Source organism: Streptomyces sp. NPDC002386, from assembly GCF_053593175.1.
In genome coordinates this window covers 388,905-407,635 of sequence record NZ_JBSFBX010000002.1, presented here as the reverse complement: position 1 = coordinate 407,635, position 18,731 = coordinate 388,905, and the positions used below count along the sequence as shown (strand labels likewise).

Here is an 18,731-nt window from a genome sequence, read left to right as displayed (position 1 = left end):
GGACCCCCTCCGAGGACCGGGCCGTGAGATCAGTTCTGGTGGGACTGGTAGTGCGCGACCGCGTCGGAGGTACGGCCGGCCCCGTAGACCCGGAGGAACTCTGCCAGCTCGGGGTGGGACCGGGCGAGACTGTCGGCGGCCTCGATTATGTCCCCGGCGGCGGCCACCGAGCGCAGCAGCGACTGGATCTCACGCACCACGCGCTTGACCGTCGGCGCACCGGAACTGTTCGTCGTATGCGTGGTGTTGCTCAGCACCGAGCCCCCCTGGGACTTCTTGATCTCGTCCATCCGCTCGGTCGCCTCGGCCGCGCTGACGCTGCCGTCCGCGACCAGGGCCGCCAGCTCCTGCAGCAGCTGAACCCGCTGGACCACGGCGGGATTGCCGATCTTGGCGCGCTGGCCGCTCATCAGCTGCGACAGCATCGGAGCCGACAGCCCGAGCACCGCCGCGAGCCGGGCCTGGTTGAGCCCGAGATCGTCGATGAGCTTACGGAAGAGCGCCCCCAACGGCTCTCCGTACCAGTTCCGCTGCAGCTCCCGCGCTCTCGCGGTGGCTTCCTGCTGTGCGGCGTCCATTGCGTCTCCCCATCGCTACCCCTGAAACCGCGGTTCGCTGTAGCGAACCACGCCGAGCATCTTACGGAGAGTGGTCATTCGCCGGGACCCCCAATCTTTTTGCGGGATACGGGGGGTGACCCGGTACTCTGGTGCCCGGCGCCCGCCCGGGACGTGGTTCCTACGGCCGGACGCTTCCTTTCCGGGGCCTTAGCTCAGTTGGTAGAGCGCCGTCTTTGCATGGCGGATGTCAGGGGTTCGACTCCCCTAGGCTCCACCTGGAAAAGCCCTCCGAGCTGCGACGACGCAGCTACGGAGGGCTTCTTCGTGGCCTTCCTCGGGCCTGTTTCACGTGAAACGGATGTGGGGCGGACGACCTTCGGGTCGTCCGCCCCACCGCTGTTTCGGGGAGGGTGGGATATCGCCGGCTCAGTCCTTGTCGTCCCGGTCGGCGGCCTCGTCCTCGGCCTGCTTCGCCTGGACCTCGGGGTCCAGGACCGCCGAGCCACTGCCGTCCACCGCGCTCAGGCCCGACTCCGGCACCTCGGTCGCGGCAGGCGGCTCCACCAGCCAGTCGGGGTTGGCCTGCTTGTCCCACCACTTCCAGGCCGCGAACGCACCTCCCGCGACCAGGCCCAGCAGCGCCAGCGCCTTCACGGCACGGCCGGCCCGGCAGCGCCGCTCGTTCCTGCGGGCCAGCTTCCGGATCTCCTCGGCCGTGACCTGGCCGCGCAGCGCGGCCAGTGCGGCGGCACCCCGCGTCGCGGCCTCGTCGGCCACCGGCGCGGCCGCGGCCACCGCCTGCTCGATCCTCGGACGTGAGTAGTCGGCCGCCTGCCGGGCAGCCTTGCGGGTGCGGACGGCGGCCTCGTGTGCGGCCATGTCCACCTTCGGCGGTACATGCGCGCGAGCCTGCTCCAGACGCGGGGCGAGCCGGGCGTCGTACTGTTCGCGGGCCTGTTCGGCGGCCTGCGACACCACGGGCGCCAGCCGTACGCGTGCCTCTTGCGCGTAATACGCGGCACGCTCCTTGGCCGTGTCGGCGTAGGGCGCCACCACTTCCGCGGCGTGCAGCACGCTGTCCTTCGCCGAGCCGGTCGCGGCGCGCACGCTTTCAATGCGGGTCACGGGTTCCTCCTCCTCGGTGGCGTACGGTAATTCGACTTTCCACCCTTTTACGGATCATGCCTCCCGGGGGCCGGTGCGGCATGCGAGGGCGGGCATATGGGTGCAACAGGGGCCTGTCGACGACACTGCCACGAATCGCCGCCGTGCGCTCCCTCTCCGCGGAACTCGCCACGGGCCGGGCGCCACCCGACCCCCGCCGTGCGAGGATCGGGGGGTTACACGAGGACAACGGAAGGCACACCGTGGCCGAGCAGCTCTACGCCACCCTGAAGACCAACCACGGCGACATCGAGGTACGGCTCTTCCCGAACCACGCGCCGAAGACCGTCAGGAACTTCGTCGAACTCGCACAGGGCGAGCGTGAGTGGACCCACCCGGGCACCGGCACCGTGAGCACGGACCGGCTCTACGACGGCACGGTCTTCCACCGGGTGATCAGCGGCTTCATGATCCAGGGCGGCGACCCGCTGGGCAGCGGCATCGGCGGCCCCGGCTACGAGTTCGAGGACGAGTTCCACCCGGACCTGTCCTTCAACAAGCCCTACCTGCTCGCCATGGCCAACGCCGGCCCGGGCACCAACGGCTCGCAGTTCTTCATCACCGTCTCCCCGACGACCTGGCTGAACCGCAAGCACACCATCTTCGGCGAGGTCACCGACCCGGCCGGTCAGAAGGTGGTGGACGCCATCGCCGCCGTCCCCACCACCAAGCCGAACGACCGGCCGGTCAACGACGTCGTCATCGAGTCGGTCGTCATCGAGAAGCGCGCGAGCTGAGCGCGGGCGCGCTCACGCCCCCGGCCCTCACCAGGGAACCAAACGCCCCGCTCGTCCGTATGGAAGAGCGGGGCGGGGTAGTGCCGGAGGGAAGGCCCACGACCAGCAAGGGGTGCTCATGGAACACGCCGCAGACCGCACGCACGACGCCCGGAGCGTGCCCGTGTGCTACCGGCACCCGGACCGCGAGACCGGCGTGCACTGCACCCGCTGCGAGCGCCCCATCTGCCCCGAGTGCATGGTCAGCGCCTCGGTCGGCTTCCAGTGCCCCGAATGCGTCCGCGCGGGCTCGGGCACCGGCCACTCTCCCGCAGCCTCCCGCCCGCGCACGGTCGCGGGGGGCACGGTGGCGGCGGACCCCCGGCTGGTCACCAAGATCCTCATCGGGATCAACCTGGCGCTCTACCTGGTCCAGATGGCCGTCGGTGACAGCTTCACCGACCGGTTCGACCTCGTCGCCCGTGCCCAGATGACCCCCTTCGGCGCCCTCGAAGGGGTGGCCGAAGGACAGTACTACCGCCTGCTGACCTCGATGTTCCTGCACGGCGGCTATGTGCACATCCTGTTCAACATGCTCAGCCTGTGGTGGATCGGCGGCCCCCTGGAGGCCGCCCTCGGCCGCGCCCGGTACCTGGCCCTGTACTTCGTCTCGGGCCTCGCCGGCAGCGCACTCAGCTATCTCATCGCCGTTCCCAACCAGCCCTCGCTCGGCGCCTCGGGCGCGATCTTCGGGCTGTTCGGGGCCACGGCGGTGCTGATGCGCCGGCTCAACTACGACATGCGCCCGGTCATCGCCCTGCTGGTGATCAACCTGATCATCACCTTCGGCTGGGGCGGCATCGCCTGGCAGGCCCACATCGGCGGCCTGGTCGCCGGCATCGTCACCGGGTACGCCATGGTGCACGCCCCTCGGGAACGGCGGTCACTGATCCAGTACGGCACGTGTGCGCTCGTCCTGGCCGTGGTGCTGGTTCTGGTGCTGGTCAGAACCGCTCAGCTCACCTGACGTCGAACCGTTGTCCACAGTGTGTGGTGAATCTTGTGCATACTGTGCGGACACAGCTGTGCCCCCTGCCGCTCGGATGTGTTTCCGCAGGTGGGGCAGGGGGCGAACGCTCGTCCGGGGACCGGTAGGGCAGTCACACCGGCGTCAACGGCTGAGAGGTTATCCACAGATCGTAGTCTTTTCCCCAGGAGGGTGTGGACGACGCTCAATCCTGTGGATAACTCAGTGAACAGCCCTGGGCAGAGCCGGCCTGGAGCAGGCTACTTCCACTGGGTGGAGACACCGAAGCCGGCGGCGATGAAGCCGAAACCGACCACGATGTTCCAGTTGTCCAGGCTGTCGATCGGCAATGAGCCGTCCGTGACGTAGAAGACGACGATCCAGGCCAGGCCGATGAGGAACATGGCCAGCATGACCGGCGCGACCCAGGCGCGGTTGGTGAGCTTGATGGCCTGCCCCTGCTTCGCGGGCGGGGGCGTGTAGTCGGCCTTCTTGCGGATACGTGACTTCGGCACGAGGGTCTCTCCTGTCGATGCGCTGCGTGGCCGCGCAGGTAACTGGGTCGGTCCGGGGCAGCGTACAAGGGGACACTTAGCGCTCCCCCGGGCGTCCGTTAGCGTAGTGCTTCCGCGGCGCCGAAGGAGATAAGGGTACGTTGAGCAATTCTGCCGACTCCCCCGGGACGGGATCAACGGGTTCCGGCCCGGTTCGTTCGTCGCGCCTGCGTCCGGCGCGGATTCTCACGGTGGCCGTGTTCGCCCTGGCCGGCCTGATCTTCTTCACCAGCTTCAACACGGCCAAGGGCACCGACATCCGGCAGGACGCCTCCCTGCTCAAGCTGTCCGACCTCATCCAGGAGCGCAGCCACAAGAACAAGCAGCTCGACGAGTCCAACGCGGCCCTGCGGGACAACGTGGAGTCGCTCGCCGAGGGGGACGACGGCAGCACCAGGGCGCAGGACGAGAAGCTGAGCGGCCTGGAGCGGGGCGCGGGCACCCAGCAGGTCAAGGGCAGCGCGATCACCGTCACCCTGAACGACGCCCCGCCGAACGCCACGGCGAAGCTGCCCGGCTACCCCGAGCCGCAGCCCGACTACCTGGTCATCCACCAGCAGGACCTGCAGGCCGTGGTGAACGCGCTGTGGCAGGGCGGCGCCAAGGGCATCAAGGTCATGGACCAGCGGCTGATCTCCACCAGCGCGGTGCGCTGCGTCGGCAACACCCTGATCCTCCAGGGTCGGGTCTACTCGCCGCCGTACAAGATCACCGCGGTGGGTGACCCGGAGCGGCTGCAGCAGTCGCTCGCCGCGAGCAAGGCGATCCAGACGTACATGGTGTACGTCAACGTCTACGGTCTCGGCTGGAAGGTCACCGAGGACGGGACGGTGACGCTGCCGGGCTACTCGGGCACCGTGGATCTGCACTACGCGAAGCCGGTGCAGTAGCCATCCGTCCGGGCGCGGGCGGTGCGCGGCTCCCGTGAAACCGTCACGGCGGGCGTTGAGGTGATCGGCCCCCCGCCACGTACGTCCGGGTACACGCGTCCGGCGGGTCCCCCGCGCTGACCAAGCAGCCCGCCGAGTCAGGCCAACCAAGGGCTCCACGCCGTTAGTCTGGTGCCGTACGGCGTGGGTTACCGGTGCCGTGGTGAGACGGGAAGGGACGGCATGTACGGCTGGATCTGGCGGCATCTGCCGGGGAACGTGTGGGCGAAGGCGCTGGTCTCGCTCGTCCTGGTCCTGGCCGTGGTCTACGTCCTCTTCCAGTACGTCTTTCCCTGGGCCGAACCGCTGCTGCCCTTCAACGATGTGACGGTGGACAACCAGTGAGCGCGCGGATTCTCGTCGTCGACAACTACGACAGCTTCGTCTTCAACCTGGTCCAGTACCTGTACCAGCTCGGCGCCGAGTGCGAGGTGCTGCGCAACGACGAGGTGTCGACCGCGCACGCGCAGGACGGCTTCGACGGCGTGCTGCTCTCACCGGGACCGGGCACGCCGGAGCAGGCGGGCGTGTGCGTGGACATGGTCCGGCACTGCGCGGCGACCGGTGTCCCCGTCTTCGGGGTGTGCCTGGGCATGCAGTCGATGCAGGTGGCGTACGGCGGTGTGGTGGACCGGGCGCCGGAGCTGCTGCACGGCAAGACCTCGCTGGTGGAGCACGGCGGCCGGGGCGTCTTCGCCGGACTGCCCTCGCCGTTCACGGCGACCCGCTACCACTCGCTGGCGGCGGAGCCCGCGACCGTCCCGGCCGAGCTGGAGGTCACGGCCCGGACCCACGACGGCATCATCATGGGCCTGCGCCACCGTGAACTCCCGGTGGAGGGCGTGCAGTTCCATCCCGAGTCGGTGCTGACCGAGCACGGGCACCGGATGCTGGCCAACTGGCTGGTCGAGTGCGGCGACGAGGGCGCGGTGGCGAGGTCGGCGGGGCTCGCCCCGGTGGTGGGCAGGGCCACGGCGTGACCGCGCTGCGCCCGGAGCGCGAGACCGATGCCTCGTACGGGGATCAGTCGTACGGGGCTTCCGGTGCGCACGGGGACTGGCACGTCGCGGGGACGTCGCCGGGGCAGCCGTACCGGGCCGCTCTGGACGACGAGACGATGGCGCTGCGGCTGCCCGATCGGGCGCAGGGTCCCGAGAACGGCGCTCCGCGCGCCTCAGAGGCCTCTTCCGCCTCGTCCGCCCCCGGACCCCCGGCGGGTGGCCGTGCGGCCCGCAGAAAGGCCGCCAAGCGGCGCGGTGGGCGTCACGGCGGAGTGCACCGGGAGGCCACGGCCGCGGCGGAACCGGAGGGCGGCCGGCCGCTGTCCCGGGTCGAGGCCCGGCGGCAGGCGCGGCTGCGCAAGCCGGGTCCGGGCGTCATCGCGAGCCGGGCGATCGGCGAGGTGTTCATCACCACCGGCGTGCTGATGCTGCTGTTCGTCACCTACCAGCTGTGGTGGACGAACGTCCGCGCGCACGCGCAGGCGGGCAGCGAGACGCACCAGCTGCAGGACGACTGGGCGAACGGCAGGCGGGCCCCGGGGGTGTTCGAACCGGGGCAGGGCTTCGCGATACTCCACATCCCCAAGCTGGACGTGGTGGCGCCGATCGCCGAGGGCGTCAGCAACAAGAAGGTGCTCGACAAGGGGATGGTCGGGCACTACGGCGAGGCGCCGCTGAAGACGGCGATGCCGGACGCGAAGGCGGGCAACTTCGGCCTTGCGGCGCACCGCAACACGCACGGCGAGCCGTTCCGGTACATCAACAGGCTGACGCCCGGTGACCCGGTCGTGGTCGAGACGCAGGACGAGTACTTCGTGTACAAGGTGACCTCGACGCTGCCGGTGACCCCGCCGTCCAACACCAGCGTCCTGAACCCGGTGCCCAAGGGCTCGGGGTTCACCGGGCCGGGCCGCTACATCACTCTCACCACCTGTACGCCGGAGTTCACCAGCAAGTACCGGCTGATCGTCTGGGGCAAGATGGTCGAGGAACGCCCGCGCAGCAAGGGCAAGCCGGACGCGCTCATCGAGTAGGGGCAACAAGACTGTGGCAGCGACCGCCGACGAGACCGAAGACCACACGGAGACGTCCGGCGCGACGCCCGTCCCGGGCCGCCGAGGCCCCGGCCGGGTCGCGCTGGCGGTCAGCTTCTTCGGTGAACTGCTCATCACCGCCGGCGTGGTGATGGGACTGTTCGTCGTCTACTCCCTGTGGTGGACGAACGTCATAGCGGACCGCAAGGCGGACCGGCAGGCCGACCGGGTCCGCGACCACTGGGCCCAGTCCACCGACACGGGTCCCGGGGCACTGGACACCAAGGACGGCATCGGCTTCCTGCACGTCCCGGCGATGCGCAACGGCGCGGTGCTGGTGGAGAAGGGCACCGGGGAGGACATCCTCAACGACGGTGTGGCCGGCTACTACACGGAGCCCGTCAAGGCCGCGCTGCCCACCACCGGGAAGAAGGGCAACTTCACCCTCGCCGCCCACCGGGACGGCCACGGCGCGAAGTTCCACAACATCGACAAGCTGAAGGACGGCGACCCGATCGTCTTCGAGACGAAGGACGACTGGTACGTCTACAAGGTCTACTCGATCCTCCCGGAGACCTCGAAGTACAACGTCAAGGTCCTCTCCCAGATCCCCGACCAGTCCGGCAGGAAGAAGCCGGGCCACTACATCACCCTGACGACCTGCACCCCGGTCTACACGTCCCGCTACCGGTACGTGGTGTGGGGCGAACTGGTCCGCGTGGACAAGGTGAACAGCAAGCGCACGCCGCCGGCGGAACTGCGCTGACGGTCCCTTCGGCCCGAAGCCGCACCTCCTCCTCGCGGCTTCGGGCCTTCGTGCGGGTCCGCGGCGCCCACTCCCGGGTCGACAGGTGATCGCTGAAAACGAGTGGGCCCCTGCCGGAACCGTCCGGCAGGGGCCCACTCGTGTGTGGCGGGCGTCAGCCTCCGGCGCCGCCGAAGAAGTTGGTGCCGCCGTCGTTTCCGCCGTTGTTGCCGTTCTGGCCGCCGACGGTGACCAGGTCGACGGCCGAGCCGCGCTGGACCGTGCTGCCCTGGCCCGGGTTCGCCGTGAAGACGATCGCGTTGTCGTCCTGGGTCGGGGTGACGTTGCCGACCTTCAGGCCGACCTGCTCCAGCAGCTTCCTGGCGTCCTTGAGCTTCTGGCCCTGCACGTTCGGGACCTGCACCTGCTGGTTCTGCACCTTGCCGACGTTGATCGTCACCGGGGTGTTCTTGGCGACCTCGCTGCCCGCCGTCGGGGTGGTCGAGAGGACCTTGCCGTCGTCGTCGGGGTTGTCGGTGGGGGTGTCGTTGCAGGTCGCGTTCGGGGCCAGGCCCTTCGACTGCAGTTCGGCCCTGGCCTCGTCACAGGTCTTGCCGGTGACGTCGGGGACCGCGACCTTCTCCTCGGCCTTGGCGACCGTGAGGACGATGGTCGAGCCCTTCTGCCGGCTGGTGCCGCCGTCCGGGTCCTGCTTGGTGACCACGTTGGGCGTCTGGCTGGACACCTCGGTCTTCTTCTCGACCTCGAAGCCCTTCTTGCGCAGCTGGGCCTCGGCCTGGTCGTACTGGATGCCGAGCACGTCCGGGACGGTGACCTTCGGTGCGCCGGTGGACACCACCAGCGTGATGGTGTCGCCCTTGCTGACGTCCGAGCCCGGCGTCGGGTCCTGCTCGCAGACGTTGCCCTTCGGCTGCGCCTCGCAGGGCTTGCGCGTGGGCGGCGCCAGCTTCAGGCCCCGGTTCTCGGCCATCTTCTGGGCCGTGCCGTAGCTGTTGCCGACGAAGTTCGGGGCGGCGAACGAGTCGTTCTCGCTGCCGTGTCCGCTGAAGATCCACTGGCCGATCAGGATCGCGCCCACGAGCACCAGGATGCCCGCGACCACGAGGAGGATCGTCGAGGAGTTGTTCTTCTTCTGCTGGCGGCGGCGGTCCGGGCGTTCGTCGTAGCCGTACCCGCCGTCGTCCGGGTTCATCGGCGGGAGCATGGAGGTCGCTCCCGCGTCCGAGCGCAGTGCCGTCGTCGGCTGGTCGTCGGGGTAGCCGCCGTAGCCCGCCGCGCCCACGGCGCCCATCGCGGCCGTGGCGGCGACCGGCTGGCCGTCGAGGCAGGCCTCGATGTCGGCGCGCATCTCGTCGGCCGACTGGTAGCGGTAGTTCGGGTCCTTGACCAGTGCCTTGAGGACGATGGCGTCCATCTCGGGCGTGATCTCGGGGTCGAAGACCGAGGGTGCCTGGGGCTCCTCGCGGACGTGCTGGTAGGCCACGGCCACGGGGGAGTCGCCGACGAAGGGCGGGCGGACCGTCAGCAGCTCGTAGAGGAGGCAGCCGGTCGAATAGAGGTCCGAGCGGGCGTCGACCTGCTCGCCCTTGGCCTGCTCCGGGGAGAGGTACTGGGCCGTGCCGATGACGGCCGCGGTCTGGGTCATGGTCATGCCGGAGTCGCCCATGGCGCGGGCGATGCCGAAGTCCATCACCTTGACCTGGCCGTTGCGGGTCAGCATGACGTTGGCCGGCTTGATGTCGCGGTGGACGATGCCGGCCCGGTGCGAGTACTCCAGGGCCTGGAGGATGCCGATGGTCATCTCCAGCGTCCGCTCCGGCAGGAGCTTGCGGCCGGAGTGAAGGAGCTCACGGAGCGTGGAGCCGTCGACGTACTCCATGACGATGTACGGGATCGAGACCCCGTCGATGTAGTCCTCGCCCGTGTCGTAGACCGCGACGATCGCGGGATGGTTGAGCGAGGCGGCCGACTGGGCCTCCCGGCGGAACCGGGCCTGGAAGGACGGATCGCGCGCGAGGTCCGCGCGCAGCGTCTTCACCGCAACGGTGCGGCCGAGGCGGGTGTCATGCGCGAGGTAGACCTCCGCCATGCCACCACGACCGAGCACCTGGCCCAGCTCGTACCGGCCGCCGAGGCGACGCGGCTCTTCCATAGCTACCTACCAGCCCTCTCCGTCGGTCCCGGCCGCGCACATGTCGTGTGCGGCCGGAGGCTGCCGTCCGGGCCTACCGTACCCGGCTCGCTCCGTGTGCCCTGGCCAAGCCCGGAACCCGATACAGGACCGGTATCGCAACGTGCAACGATGTGAAGGGGACGTGAGCGGGTTCACTTCTTGGAGTTGATGACCGCCTCCATGACGTTCTTCGCGATCGGCGCGGCCAGGCCGCCGCCGGAGATGTCGTCACGGTTGGCGTTCTCGTCCTCGACCACCACGGCCACGGCGACCGGCGAGCTGTTGTCGCTGAGCTTGGCGTACGAGATGAACCACGCGTAGGGGTTCGCGCTGTTCGCCACGCCGTGCTGGGCGGTACCGGTCTTGCCGCCGACGGTCACTCCGCCGCCGATCTGCGCCCGCTGGCCCGTGCCGCTCTTGACGACCGTCTCCATCATCGACTGCAGGATCTGCGCGTTCTGCGGGGACAGCGGCCGGCTCAGCTCCTCGGGGTCGGTCTTGGCGACCGGGTCGAGGTTGGAGGACTGCAGCTGGTCGACCATGTACGGCTTCATCAGCTTGCCGTCGTTGGCGACGGCCGAGGCGACCATGGCCATCTGCAGCGGGGTGGCGGCGGTGTTGTACTGGCCGATGGAGGACAGCGCGGTCTGCGACGGGTTCATGTCGTCGGAGAACACCGAGGCGCTGGAGCGGACGGGGGTGAACTGCTCGGCGTCGAAGCCGAACTTCTTCGCCTCGTCCAGCATCTTGTCGTTGCCGAGGTCGGCGCCGATCTTGCCGAAGACGGTGTTGCAGGACACCCGCAGCGCCTCGCGCATGTTGGCGTCCTTGCAGGGGATGTTGCCCTCGTTCTTCAGCTCGGTGGTCGTGCCCTTCATGATGTAGGGCAGCGGCGAGTCGGTCTTCTCGTCGGCCGACTTGTACAGCCCGTTCTCCAGCGCGGCCGCCGCGGTGACCACCTTGAAGGTGGAGCCCGGCGGGTAGGTCTCGCGCAGCGCCCGGTTGAGCGCCGGGTCGGACGGGTCGTTCTTCTTGAGGATCTTGTTCCAGGCCTTGGAGTCCTTGTCCGTGTTGCCCGCGAAGCTCGACGGGTCGTACGACGGGTAGGAGGCCAGGGCGAGGATCTTGCCGGTGGAGGGCTCGAGGGCCACCACGGCGCCCTTGGCGCCCTGGGCCTTCAGGCCGCTGTAGGCGGCCTTCTGCGCCGCGGCGTTGAGCGTGGTGACGACGTTGCCGCCCTGCTGGCCCTTGCCGGTGATCATGTCGAGCGTCTTGCGGAAGAACAGCCGGTCGTCGTTGCCGGTGAGGATGCCGTCCTCGATGCTCTCCAGCTGGTTGGCGCCGAAGGCCTGCGAGGAGTAGCCGGTGACCGGGGCCCACATGGCCCCGTCCTTGTAGGTGCGCTTGAACTTGAAGTCGCCGCTCTTGGCCTCGACCGACCCGGTTATGGGGTCGCCGTCGACGATGATGTCGCCCCGCGGGTTGGCGTACCGCTCGATGGCGACCCGGCGGTTGGCCGTGTCGGTGCGCAGCTGGTCGGCCTTGACGTACTGGAGCCAGTTGTCGCGGATCAGCAGGGCCAGGACGAGCAGGCCGCAGAAGATCGCGATCCGGCGCAGGGGCTTGTTCATGACGGGCGGACCACCTGGGTCATCTCGGCGTCGGGGTTGGCGGCGGGGGCGGGTGCCGGTCTCCGCGCGGTGTCGCTGATCCGGATGAGGATGCCGATCAGGGCCCAGTTGGCGATCACGGAGGAACCGCCGTAGGCGAGGAACGGCATCGTCATACCGGTGAGCGGGATGAGGCCCATCACACCGCCGGCCACGACGAACACCTGGAGCGCGAAGGCGCCGGACAGGCCGACGGCGAGCAGCTTGCCGAACGGGTCGCGGGCGGCGAGGGCGGTGCGCACGCCGCGTTCCACGATCAGGCCGTAGACCAGGAGGATGGCCATGACGCCGGCCAGGCCCAGCTCCTCGCCGAAGGTGGCGAGGACGAAGTCGGAGTTGGCGGCGAACCGGATCAGCTCGGAGTGGCCCTGGCCCCATCCGGTGCCGAGGGTGCCGCCGGAGCCGAAGGCCCACAGGGCCTGCTGGAGCTGCTCGGAGTGGACCTTGCCGTCGTGCACGCCCGAGCGGCTGGCCAGGTACTCGTGCATGGGGTTGAGCCATGCCTGCACACGGGTCTGGATGTGCGGTTCGAAGCTGGCCACGCCGACGGCGCCGAGGGCGGACATCAGCAGACCGAAGACGATCCAGCTGGTCCGTTCGGTGGCGACGTACAGCATGATCACGAACATGCCGAAGAACAGCAGCGAGGTACCGAGGTCGGTCTCGAAGACGAGGATGAGGATCGAGATCGCCCAGACGACGAGGATCGGGCCGAGGTCGCGGCCGCGAGGCAGGTACAGGCCCATGACGCGACGGCTGGCCAGGGCCAGCGCGTCGCGCTTGACCATCAGGTAGCCGGCGAAGAACACCGCCAGCACGATCTTGGCGAACTCACCGGGCTGGATGGTGAAGCTGCCGACCTTGATCCAGATCTTGGCGCCGTAGGTGAGGTCCGCGCCCAGGCCCGGCACCAGCGGGAGCAGCAGCAGCACCAGCGCGGCCGCCATGGAGATGTACGTGTAGCGCTGGAGCGTGCGGTGGTCCTTGAGGAAGATCAGCACTGCGACGAACAGGCCGATGCCCAGCGCGGTGTAGATGAGCTGGTTGGTCGCCTTGCCGCCGGCGACGCCGATGCTCTGCAGCAGCTTTGACTGGTCCAGCCGCCAGATGACGACGAGTCCGAGCCCGTTCAGCAGGGTCGCCAGCGGCAGCAGCAGCGGGTCGGCGTAGGCGGCGAACTTGCGCACCACGACATGGGCGATGCCGGCCATCAGGCCGAGGCCGAGGCCGTAGCCGAGCAGGCCGGCCGGGACCGACCCGTCGATGGCCAGGCCCACGTTGGCGTAGGCGAACACCGGGATGACCACCGCGAAGACCAGCAGGGCCAGTTCGGTGTTGCGGCGGCTCGGTGCGCCGATGGCGCCGATGGTGGACGTGTGGTGCGTCGGTGTGTTCGAAGTACTGCTCATCGTGTGACAGGGCCTCTCACGGCGTGCTTACTGCTTGCCGCACTGATCGACGACCTTCTGCTCATTCTCGGAGAGGCTCGGGCCGGGGCTGGGCTTGGCGGTCGGGGACTTCGAGGGGGACGACGGGGACTTCGACGACGCCGACGGGTTCGGCGTGGGTGATGCCTTGGACGTGAAGGAGGCCGGGGTGGTTCCCGTGGTGCCTCCGGCCTCGCCCTCGCCGGTCTTGGCGTTCTTCTCGGTCTCGGCGGCCGCGCGCTCCGCCTGCTTGCGGCATGCGGAGGCCTGCAGGGACAGGGCGTCGATCTTCGCCCGGGCCTGGTCCAGGCCGCCCGCCGTGATCGTGTTCTTGACCTGCTTCTGCTGGTAGGGCGGCAGGTACTTGAGTTCGATCTCGGGGTGGTCCTTCTCCACCTTGGACAGCGACACCCAGGCCAGGTCCTGGCTGATGCCGCGGTACAGGGCGACGTGCTCCCCGTTGGTCCCGACGTAGTACTGGGTCTGCGTCCAGCGGTAGCCGCCGTACAGGCCGCCGCCGATGACGGCGAGGGCGAGGACGCTGTAGAACGACCGCTTCAGCCACCTGCGGTTCTTGCGCGGCTTGGTGAAGTCCTCGTCGGAGTAGTCCCCGTAACCGCCGGTGGGGACGTAGCCGGTGGTGTCGCCGGAGCCGGGCGGGCCGAACTCGCCGCCGCCCCCGGGGTGGCCCTGGCGCCCCAGGTGGGAGGCGCGGCCGGCCGGGGTCTGCATGATGCCGTTGTCGTGCAGGTGGTGCTGGTTCTCGGCGACGGCGCCGACCACGACGGGGGTGTCGGACAGCTGGCCGGCGAGGGTGTCGCCGGTGTCCAGGTCGAGCACGTCGGCGATAATGACGGTGATGTTGTCCGGGCCGCCGCCGCGCAGCGCGAGCTGGATCAGCTCCTGCACGGTCTCCTGCGGGCCCTGGTAGCTGGCGAGGGTCTCCTCCATCGTCTGGTGGGAGACGACTCCGGACAGCCCGTCGGAGCAGATCAGGTAGCGGTCGCCGGCCCGGACCTCGCGGATGGACAGGTCGGGTTCGACGTGGTCGCCGCTGCCGAGGGCGCGCATCAGCAGGGAGCGCTGCGGGTGGGTGGTGGCCTCTTCCTCGGTGATGCGGCCCTCGTCGACGAGGCGCTGCACCCAGGTGTGGTCCTGGGTGATCTGGGTCAGGACCCCGTCGCGCAGCAGGTACGCGCGCGAGTCGCCGACGTGCACCAGGCCGAGCCGCTGCCCGGTCCACAGCAGGGCGGTGAGCGTGGTGCCCATGCCCTCGAGCTGCGGGTCCTCCTCGACCATGCCGCGCAGCTGGTCGTTGGCGCGCTGCACGGCGTGGCCGAGGGAGGTGAGGATGTCGGAGCCGGGGACGTCGTCGTCGAGCGTGACCAGGGTGGAGATGACCTCGGAGGAGGCGACCTCGCCGGCCGCCTGGCCGCCCATGCCGTCGGCGATCGCGAGCAGGCGGGGACCGGCGTAACCGGAGTCCTCGTTGCCCTCCCGGATCATGCCCTTGTGCGATCCGGCGGCGAAGCGCAGTGACAGACTCATGCGCACCTCGCCCGTCGGCTCCGGGTACAGCCGGTCGTGTCGAGCCACACTGCCCACCCTCCGGTCGGGAGCGCGCCGGAGACCGGGGTGCGGCCTGCCGCTGCGTGCTCGCTCCGCTCGCGCTCACTCATGACGTAGCACTACTTCCGCAGCTCGATGACGGTTTTGCCGATGCGGATCGGCGCGCCCAGCGGGATCGGCGTGGGGGTCGTCAGCCGGGACCGGTCCAGGTAGGTGCCGTTGGTGGAGCCGAGATCCTCGACGATCCACTGGCCGTCGCGGTCCGGGTAGATCCTGGCATGGCGGCTGGAGGCGTAGTCGTCGTCCAGCACGATCGTGGAGTCGTGCGCCCGGCCCAGGGTGATGGTCTGGCCCTGCAGCGCGACGGTGGTGCCGGTCAGGGTGCCTTCGGACACGACCAGCTTGGTGGGGGCGTTGCGGCCGCGCCGGCCGCCGGCCTGCTGGCCGCGCTGCTGCGGGGGCGCGGACTGCTGCCGGGCGGCCTGCTGCGGCCGCGCCGCCTCCCTGCGCGCTCCGCGCTGGGTGACGCGTGTCCCGAACAGGTCACTTCTGATGACCTGCACGGCCACGATCACGAACAGCCACAGTACGGCCAGGAAACCCAGCCGCATGACCGTGAGGGTCAGCTCTGACATTGCCCCCGCTTCACCCTTCGGCTTGCCGGTAAATGATGGTGGTGCTGCCCACGACGATCCGCGAGCCGTCGCGGAGCGTAGCGCGGGTGGTGTGCTGCCCGTCCACCACGATGCCGTTGGTGGAGCCGAGATCCTGGATCGTCGAGGGCGTTCCGGTCCGGATCTCACAGTGCCGGCGGGAGACGCCGGGGTCGTCGATCCGCACGTCGGCCTCGGTGCTGCGGCCCAGCACCAGGGTCGGGCGGGAGATCTGGTGGCGGGTGCCGTTGATCTCGATCCAGTAGCGGGTGCGTCCGCCGCTCATGGGCGCGGCCGCGGGCCGCTGGGTGGCGGGCTGCGGGTAACCGTAGCCGCCGGGGCGGGTGCCGGGCGGCGGGGCGGACGGCATGGGGGGTGCTCCGGCGGGCGCGGCGGGCGGGTAGCCGTAGCCGCCGCCCTGGGCGGGGCCGGGACGGCCCGCGGGCGGGCCGGGGGGCGCCTGCTGGCTGCTGGAGGAGGCCAGGGTGCGGCTGCGCACCCGGTACAGGCCGGTGTCCAGGTCGTCGGCCTTCTCCAGGTTGACCTTGATCGGGCCCATGAAGGTGTAGCGCTGCTGCTTGGCGTAGTCGCGCACCATGCCGGCCAGCTCGTCGCCGAGCTGCCCGGAGTAGGGGCTGAGGCGCTCGTGGTCGGGCGCGCTCAGCTCCACGATGAAGTCGTTGGGGACGACCGTGCGGTCGCGGTTCCAGATGGTGGCGTTGTTGTCGCACTCCCGCTGGAGCGCGCCGGCGATCTCCACGGGCTGGACCTCGGACTTGAAGACCTTGGCGAAGGTGCCGTTGACCAGACCTTCGAGACGCTGCTCGAACTTCTTCAGGACTCCCATGAGGCACCTCCTCCGTCGCTGCCGTTATGCCTTGCCCTGCTCTGTGCCTGCTGCGGGCCGCTGTGCCGCCCGTACTGCTCACCGATCGTATCTACGCGTCCGGCAATCAGCCGGTTCCCCCAGCGGCTGCCCTTCGAACTCCTGCAGACAAGGATCGTAGAGGGGGGCAAGGACCAGTGTCCCGCACCCGGCTGTGGACCCGGCCCGCCTCCTGGACAGATGACGGGGACCGGTACGAGGTTGATACGTGAACAGGCTCTCCTTGAGACGTGACCGCCCCCTGCGCTCTCCCTACCCGGCCGGGCGGCAGGTAAGGGATGTGAATCCACCCCGTGCGACGTGCTAATGTTCTGGATGTCGGAAGGGGCCGCCCCGCAAGGGACGGAGACGGAAGACACACCCAATGCGCGGGTGGCGGAATAGGCAGACGCGCTGGATTCAGGTTCCAGTGCCCGCAAGGGCGTGGGGGTTCAACTCCCCCCTCGCGCACACAGTGGCTACGGGCCCATCGTGAAAACGGTGGGCCCGTAGTCGTTTTGGCGTTCCTGCCCTGTGAGGAAGCTCTCAGGGGTGCCGGCGGCTCCGGGGGACGGCGTTTTCCACAGGTCTTCGCTTGTCCACAGGGTCTGACGCGTTCCGGTCGACGGCGGTACGGTCTGCACGAGTTGATGTTCGATCGTGCGGGCGGGGGAGGCGGTCCTGGTGACGGGATCCGGTGTCGAGGCGGCTGAGCGGGCGGTGACGGCGCCCCGGTTGCCGCGGGTGCGCGGCTTCGCCCAGTGGCCGCCGCAGGGTTCGCCGAAGAAGCAGGGCAAGGCGCTGCGGTCCGCCGTCCCGCGTGACGCACACCGCGTCCTCGACCTGGACGCCGGCCGCCCGGACGCGGTCACGGCGGTGGTGGACTCCAACGCCGGCCGCATCCCCGAACTGACGCCGATACGGGTGGGCAGGATGGCGGCCACCCCGTTCGCCTTCCTGCGCGGCTCCGCCGGGCTCATGGCGTACGACCTGGCCCGCACACCGATGACCAGCATCGGCGCCCAGATATGCGGTGACGCGCACGCGGCCAACTTCGGTCTGTACGGGGACGCCCGGGGCAGCCTGGTCATCGACCTCAACGACTTCGACGAGACGGTGCACGGCCCCTGGGAGTGGGACCTGAAGCGGCTCGCCGCCTCCCTGGTGCTCGCCGGACGCGAGGCGGGCGCCGACGAGGACACCTGCCAGGAGGCCGCCCAGGACGCGGTGGGTGCCTACCGGCGGACCATGAGGCTGCTGGCCGGGCTGTCCGTCCTGGACGCCTGGAACGCCATCGCGGACGAGGAACTGGTCTCCCACACCGACGCCCACGACCTGCTCGGCACCCTGGAGCGGGTCTCGGAGAAGGCGCGGGCCAACACCAGCGGCCGGTTCGCCGCCAGGTCGACGGAGGAGACGGAGGCCGGCGGCCGGCGCTTCGTCGACGCGCCGCCGGTGCTGCGCCGGGTCCCGGACGCCGAGGCGGCCGCGGTGGCCGCCGCCCTGGAGCCGTACGCGGCGACGCTCTCCGAGGACCGGCTGCCGCTGCTGGCCCGGCACGCGGTGCACGACGTGGCCTTCCGCGTGGTCGGCACGGGCAGCGTGGGCACGCGCTCGTACGTGGTCCTGCTGCTGGACCACCGCGGGGAGCCGCTGGTGCTCCAGGTGAAGGAGGCGCGTCCGTCGGCGCTCGTCCCGCATCTGGCGGCCGCCGGTTTCCAGGCGCCCGCGGTGGAGCACGAGGGGCGCCGGGTGGTCCTCGGCCAGAAGTCGATGCAGGTGGTCAGCGACATCCTGCTCGGCTGGACGACGGTCGGCGGGCGGCCCTTCCAAGTGCGCCAGTTCCGCAACCGCAAGGGTAGCGTCGACCCGGCCGCGCTCGCCGCCGACCAGATCGACGACTACGGCCGCATGACCGGTGCCCTGCTGGCCCGCGCCCACGCCCACAGCGCGGACCCGCGGCTGATCGCCGGCTACTGCGGCAAGAACGAGGAGCTGGACGAGGCGGTCGCCGCCTTCGCGGTCGCCTACGCCGACCGTACGGAGGCGGACCACGCGGAACTGGTGGCGGGGGTGCGTGCGGGCCGGATAGCCGCCGAGAGGGGCGTGTGACGGGGGTGACGCGTTGAGGTACGTCGAGCTGAACGGCGCCGAGGGCGAGGACGCGGGTCTCATCGACCCCCGGCCCTACCTGGCGCGGCTGCCCGGCCTCGCGGCCGAACTGCCGCCTGGCGCCCGCGCGTTCGCCACCGACCCCGCGCACTACGACTTCGGTGGCCGGCGCTGTGTGAAGGACCTGCGGCCGTCACGGGTGCGCCTCGGCCGGGGCGGGGACCTGGAGATCCGCTTCCGGCACAACTGCTTCAAGCACGACGAGGACCTCCTCGTCCGCTACACCGGGGTCTCCCGTTTCCAGTCCGGCGTCCTGGGCAGCTGCGACCCCGCCTCCCTCGGCGATGTGATCCTCGACGAGATCCTCCCGGGTCCGGCCGGCTGCACCCATGAGCTGGCCTGCCGGCCGGGCACGCTGGTGGTCGCCTGCCGCGACCTGGTGGCCGAATGGATACCGGCAGACTGCCCGGACGCGGTGCCCCGCGCGTGACCCCGGCCATCCGCGGCGCCG

Annotated in this window: 18 protein-coding genes and 2 tRNA genes; 11 read left to right on the top strand and 9 right to left on the bottom strand. The window is 69.9% G+C overall.

Annotation, left to right across the window (positions count from 1 at the left end; all coding sequences use genetic code 11):
- Positions 1 to 29: 29 nt before the first annotated feature.
- Complete coding sequence (locus ACWCPN_RS06010; protein WP_365121821.1) at positions 30 to 578, bottom strand: helix-turn-helix domain-containing protein; 549 nt, start codon at positions 576 to 578, stop codon at positions 30 to 32.
- A gap of 183 nt (positions 579 to 761) precedes the next feature.
- On the opposite strand from ACWCPN_RS06010, the gene ACWCPN_RS06005 reads away from it, so the two are divergent.
- Positions 762 to 834: transfer RNA gene (locus ACWCPN_RS06005), tRNA-Ala, on the top strand.
- Positions 835 to 986: 152 nt separating this feature from the next.
- On the opposite strand, the gene ACWCPN_RS06000 is transcribed toward ACWCPN_RS06005, so the two are convergent.
- Entirely contained in the window at positions 987 to 1,685 is a 699-nt protein-coding gene (locus tag ACWCPN_RS06000) for a DUF5324 family protein (RefSeq protein ID WP_199211239.1), read from the bottom strand.
- Positions 1,686 to 1,927: 242 nt separating this feature from the next.
- Here ACWCPN_RS06000 and ACWCPN_RS05995 point away from each other — a divergent pair, with 242 nt between their 5' ends.
- Together ACWCPN_RS05995 and ACWCPN_RS05990 are read left to right on the top strand one after the other, a co-directional pair.
- On the top strand, positions 1,928 to 2,461 hold the full coding sequence (locus tag ACWCPN_RS05995) for a peptidylprolyl isomerase (RefSeq protein WP_199211240.1): 534 nt from the start codon (positions 1,928 to 1,930) through the stop codon (positions 2,459 to 2,461).
- 118 nt (positions 2,462 to 2,579) lie between these two features.
- On the top strand, positions 2,580 to 3,467 hold the full coding sequence (locus tag ACWCPN_RS05990; protein ID WP_451202677.1) for a rhomboid family intramembrane serine protease: 888 nt from the start codon (positions 2,580 to 2,582) through the stop codon (positions 3,465 to 3,467).
- Positions 3,468 to 3,727: 260 nt separating this feature from the next.
- Here the strand turns inward: ACWCPN_RS05990 and crgA are convergent, their stop codons facing one another.
- Positions 3,728 to 3,982: a cell division protein CrgA gene (gene crgA / locus ACWCPN_RS05985; protein WP_143630171.1), complete on the bottom strand. Its 255-nt coding sequence runs from the start codon at positions 3,980 to 3,982 to the stop codon at positions 3,728 to 3,730.
- A 140-nt stretch (positions 3,983 to 4,122) separates the two neighbouring features.
- Here crgA and ACWCPN_RS05980 point away from each other — a divergent pair, with 140 nt between their 5' ends.
- The 5 genes from ACWCPN_RS05980 (at position 4,123) to ACWCPN_RS05960 (ending at position 7,751) form a co-directional block, all read left to right on the top strand.
- Entirely contained in the window at positions 4,123 to 4,911 is a 789-nt protein-coding gene (locus ACWCPN_RS05980; protein ID WP_451202676.1) for a DUF881 domain-containing protein, read from the top strand.
- A 222-nt stretch (positions 4,912 to 5,133) separates the two neighbouring features.
- On the top strand, positions 5,134 to 5,295 hold the full coding sequence (locus ACWCPN_RS05975; RefSeq protein ID WP_390053729.1) for a hypothetical protein: 162 nt from the start codon (positions 5,134 to 5,136) through the stop codon (positions 5,293 to 5,295).
- The gene (locus ACWCPN_RS05970; RefSeq protein ID WP_199211242.1) at positions 5,292 to 5,930 is read left to right on the top strand and encodes an aminodeoxychorismate/anthranilate synthase component II; all 639 of its coding nucleotides are present in this window, start codon (positions 5,292 to 5,294) and stop codon (positions 5,928 to 5,930) included. The genes ACWCPN_RS05975 and ACWCPN_RS05970 overlap by 4 nt, the downstream gene beginning before the upstream one ends.
- Positions 5,927 to 6,985: a class E sortase gene (locus tag ACWCPN_RS05965; RefSeq protein ID WP_451202675.1), complete on the top strand. Its 1,059-nt coding sequence runs from the start codon at positions 5,927 to 5,929 to the stop codon at positions 6,983 to 6,985. The genes ACWCPN_RS05970 and ACWCPN_RS05965 overlap by 4 nt, the downstream gene beginning before the upstream one ends.
- Positions 6,986 to 6,998: 13 nt before the next feature.
- The gene (locus ACWCPN_RS05960) at positions 6,999 to 7,751 is read left to right on the top strand and encodes a class E sortase (protein ID WP_365121811.1); all 753 of its coding nucleotides are present in this window, start codon (positions 6,999 to 7,001) and stop codon (positions 7,749 to 7,751) included.
- A 154-nt stretch (positions 7,752 to 7,905) separates the two neighbouring features.
- Here the strand turns inward: ACWCPN_RS05960 and pknB are convergent, their stop codons facing one another.
- The 6 genes from pknB to ACWCPN_RS05930 form a co-directional block, all read right to left on the bottom strand.
- The gene (gene pknB, locus ACWCPN_RS05955; RefSeq protein ID WP_451202673.1) at positions 7,906 to 9,903 is read right to left on the bottom strand and encodes a Stk1 family PASTA domain-containing Ser/Thr kinase; all 1,998 of its coding nucleotides are present in this window, start codon (positions 9,901 to 9,903) and stop codon (positions 7,906 to 7,908) included.
- 173 nt (positions 9,904 to 10,076) lie between these two features.
- Positions 10,077 to 11,555: a penicillin-binding transpeptidase domain-containing protein gene (locus ACWCPN_RS05950; protein WP_199211245.1), complete on the bottom strand. Its 1,479-nt coding sequence runs from the start codon at positions 11,553 to 11,555 to the stop codon at positions 10,077 to 10,079.
- Positions 11,552 to 13,003, bottom strand: coding sequence for an FtsW/RodA/SpoVE family cell cycle protein (locus tag ACWCPN_RS05945; RefSeq protein ID WP_199211246.1), 1,452 nt, complete (start codon positions 13,001 to 13,003; stop codon positions 11,552 to 11,554). Before ACWCPN_RS05945 ends, ACWCPN_RS05950 begins: the two co-directional genes overlap by 4 nt.
- 27 nt (positions 13,004 to 13,030) lie before the next feature.
- Complete coding sequence (locus tag ACWCPN_RS05940; RefSeq protein WP_451202671.1) at positions 13,031 to 14,617, bottom strand: Stp1/IreP family PP2C-type Ser/Thr phosphatase; 1,587 nt, start codon at positions 14,615 to 14,617, stop codon at positions 13,031 to 13,033.
- Positions 14,618 to 14,709: 92 nt separating this feature from the next.
- The gene (locus ACWCPN_RS05935) at positions 14,710 to 15,225 is read right to left on the bottom strand and encodes an FHA domain-containing protein FhaB/FipA (RefSeq protein ID WP_365121802.1); all 516 of its coding nucleotides are present in this window, start codon (positions 15,223 to 15,225) and stop codon (positions 14,710 to 14,712) included.
- A gap of 10 nt (positions 15,226 to 15,235) precedes the next feature.
- Entirely contained in the window at positions 15,236 to 16,090 is an 855-nt protein-coding gene (locus ACWCPN_RS05930) for an FhaA domain-containing protein (RefSeq protein WP_392293019.1), read from the bottom strand.
- A 405-nt stretch (positions 16,091 to 16,495) separates the two neighbouring features.
- Between ACWCPN_RS05930 and ACWCPN_RS05925 the strand changes: the two genes are divergently transcribed.
- The 3 genes from ACWCPN_RS05925 (at position 16,496) to ACWCPN_RS05915 (ending at position 18,710) form a co-directional block, all read left to right on the top strand.
- A tRNA-Leu gene (locus ACWCPN_RS05925) sits at positions 16,496 to 16,579 on the top strand.
- 213 nt (positions 16,580 to 16,792) lie between these two features.
- On the top strand, positions 16,793 to 18,220 hold the full coding sequence (locus ACWCPN_RS05920; RefSeq protein WP_451202669.1) for a DUF2252 domain-containing protein: 1,428 nt from the start codon (positions 16,793 to 16,795) through the stop codon (positions 18,218 to 18,220).
- Positions 18,221 to 18,233: 13 nt separating this feature from the next.
- Positions 18,234 to 18,710, top strand: a complete 477-nt coding sequence (locus ACWCPN_RS05915) for a hypothetical protein (RefSeq protein ID WP_451202667.1) — start codon at positions 18,234 to 18,236, stop codon at positions 18,708 to 18,710.
- Positions 18,711 to 18,731 lie beyond the last annotated feature (21 nt).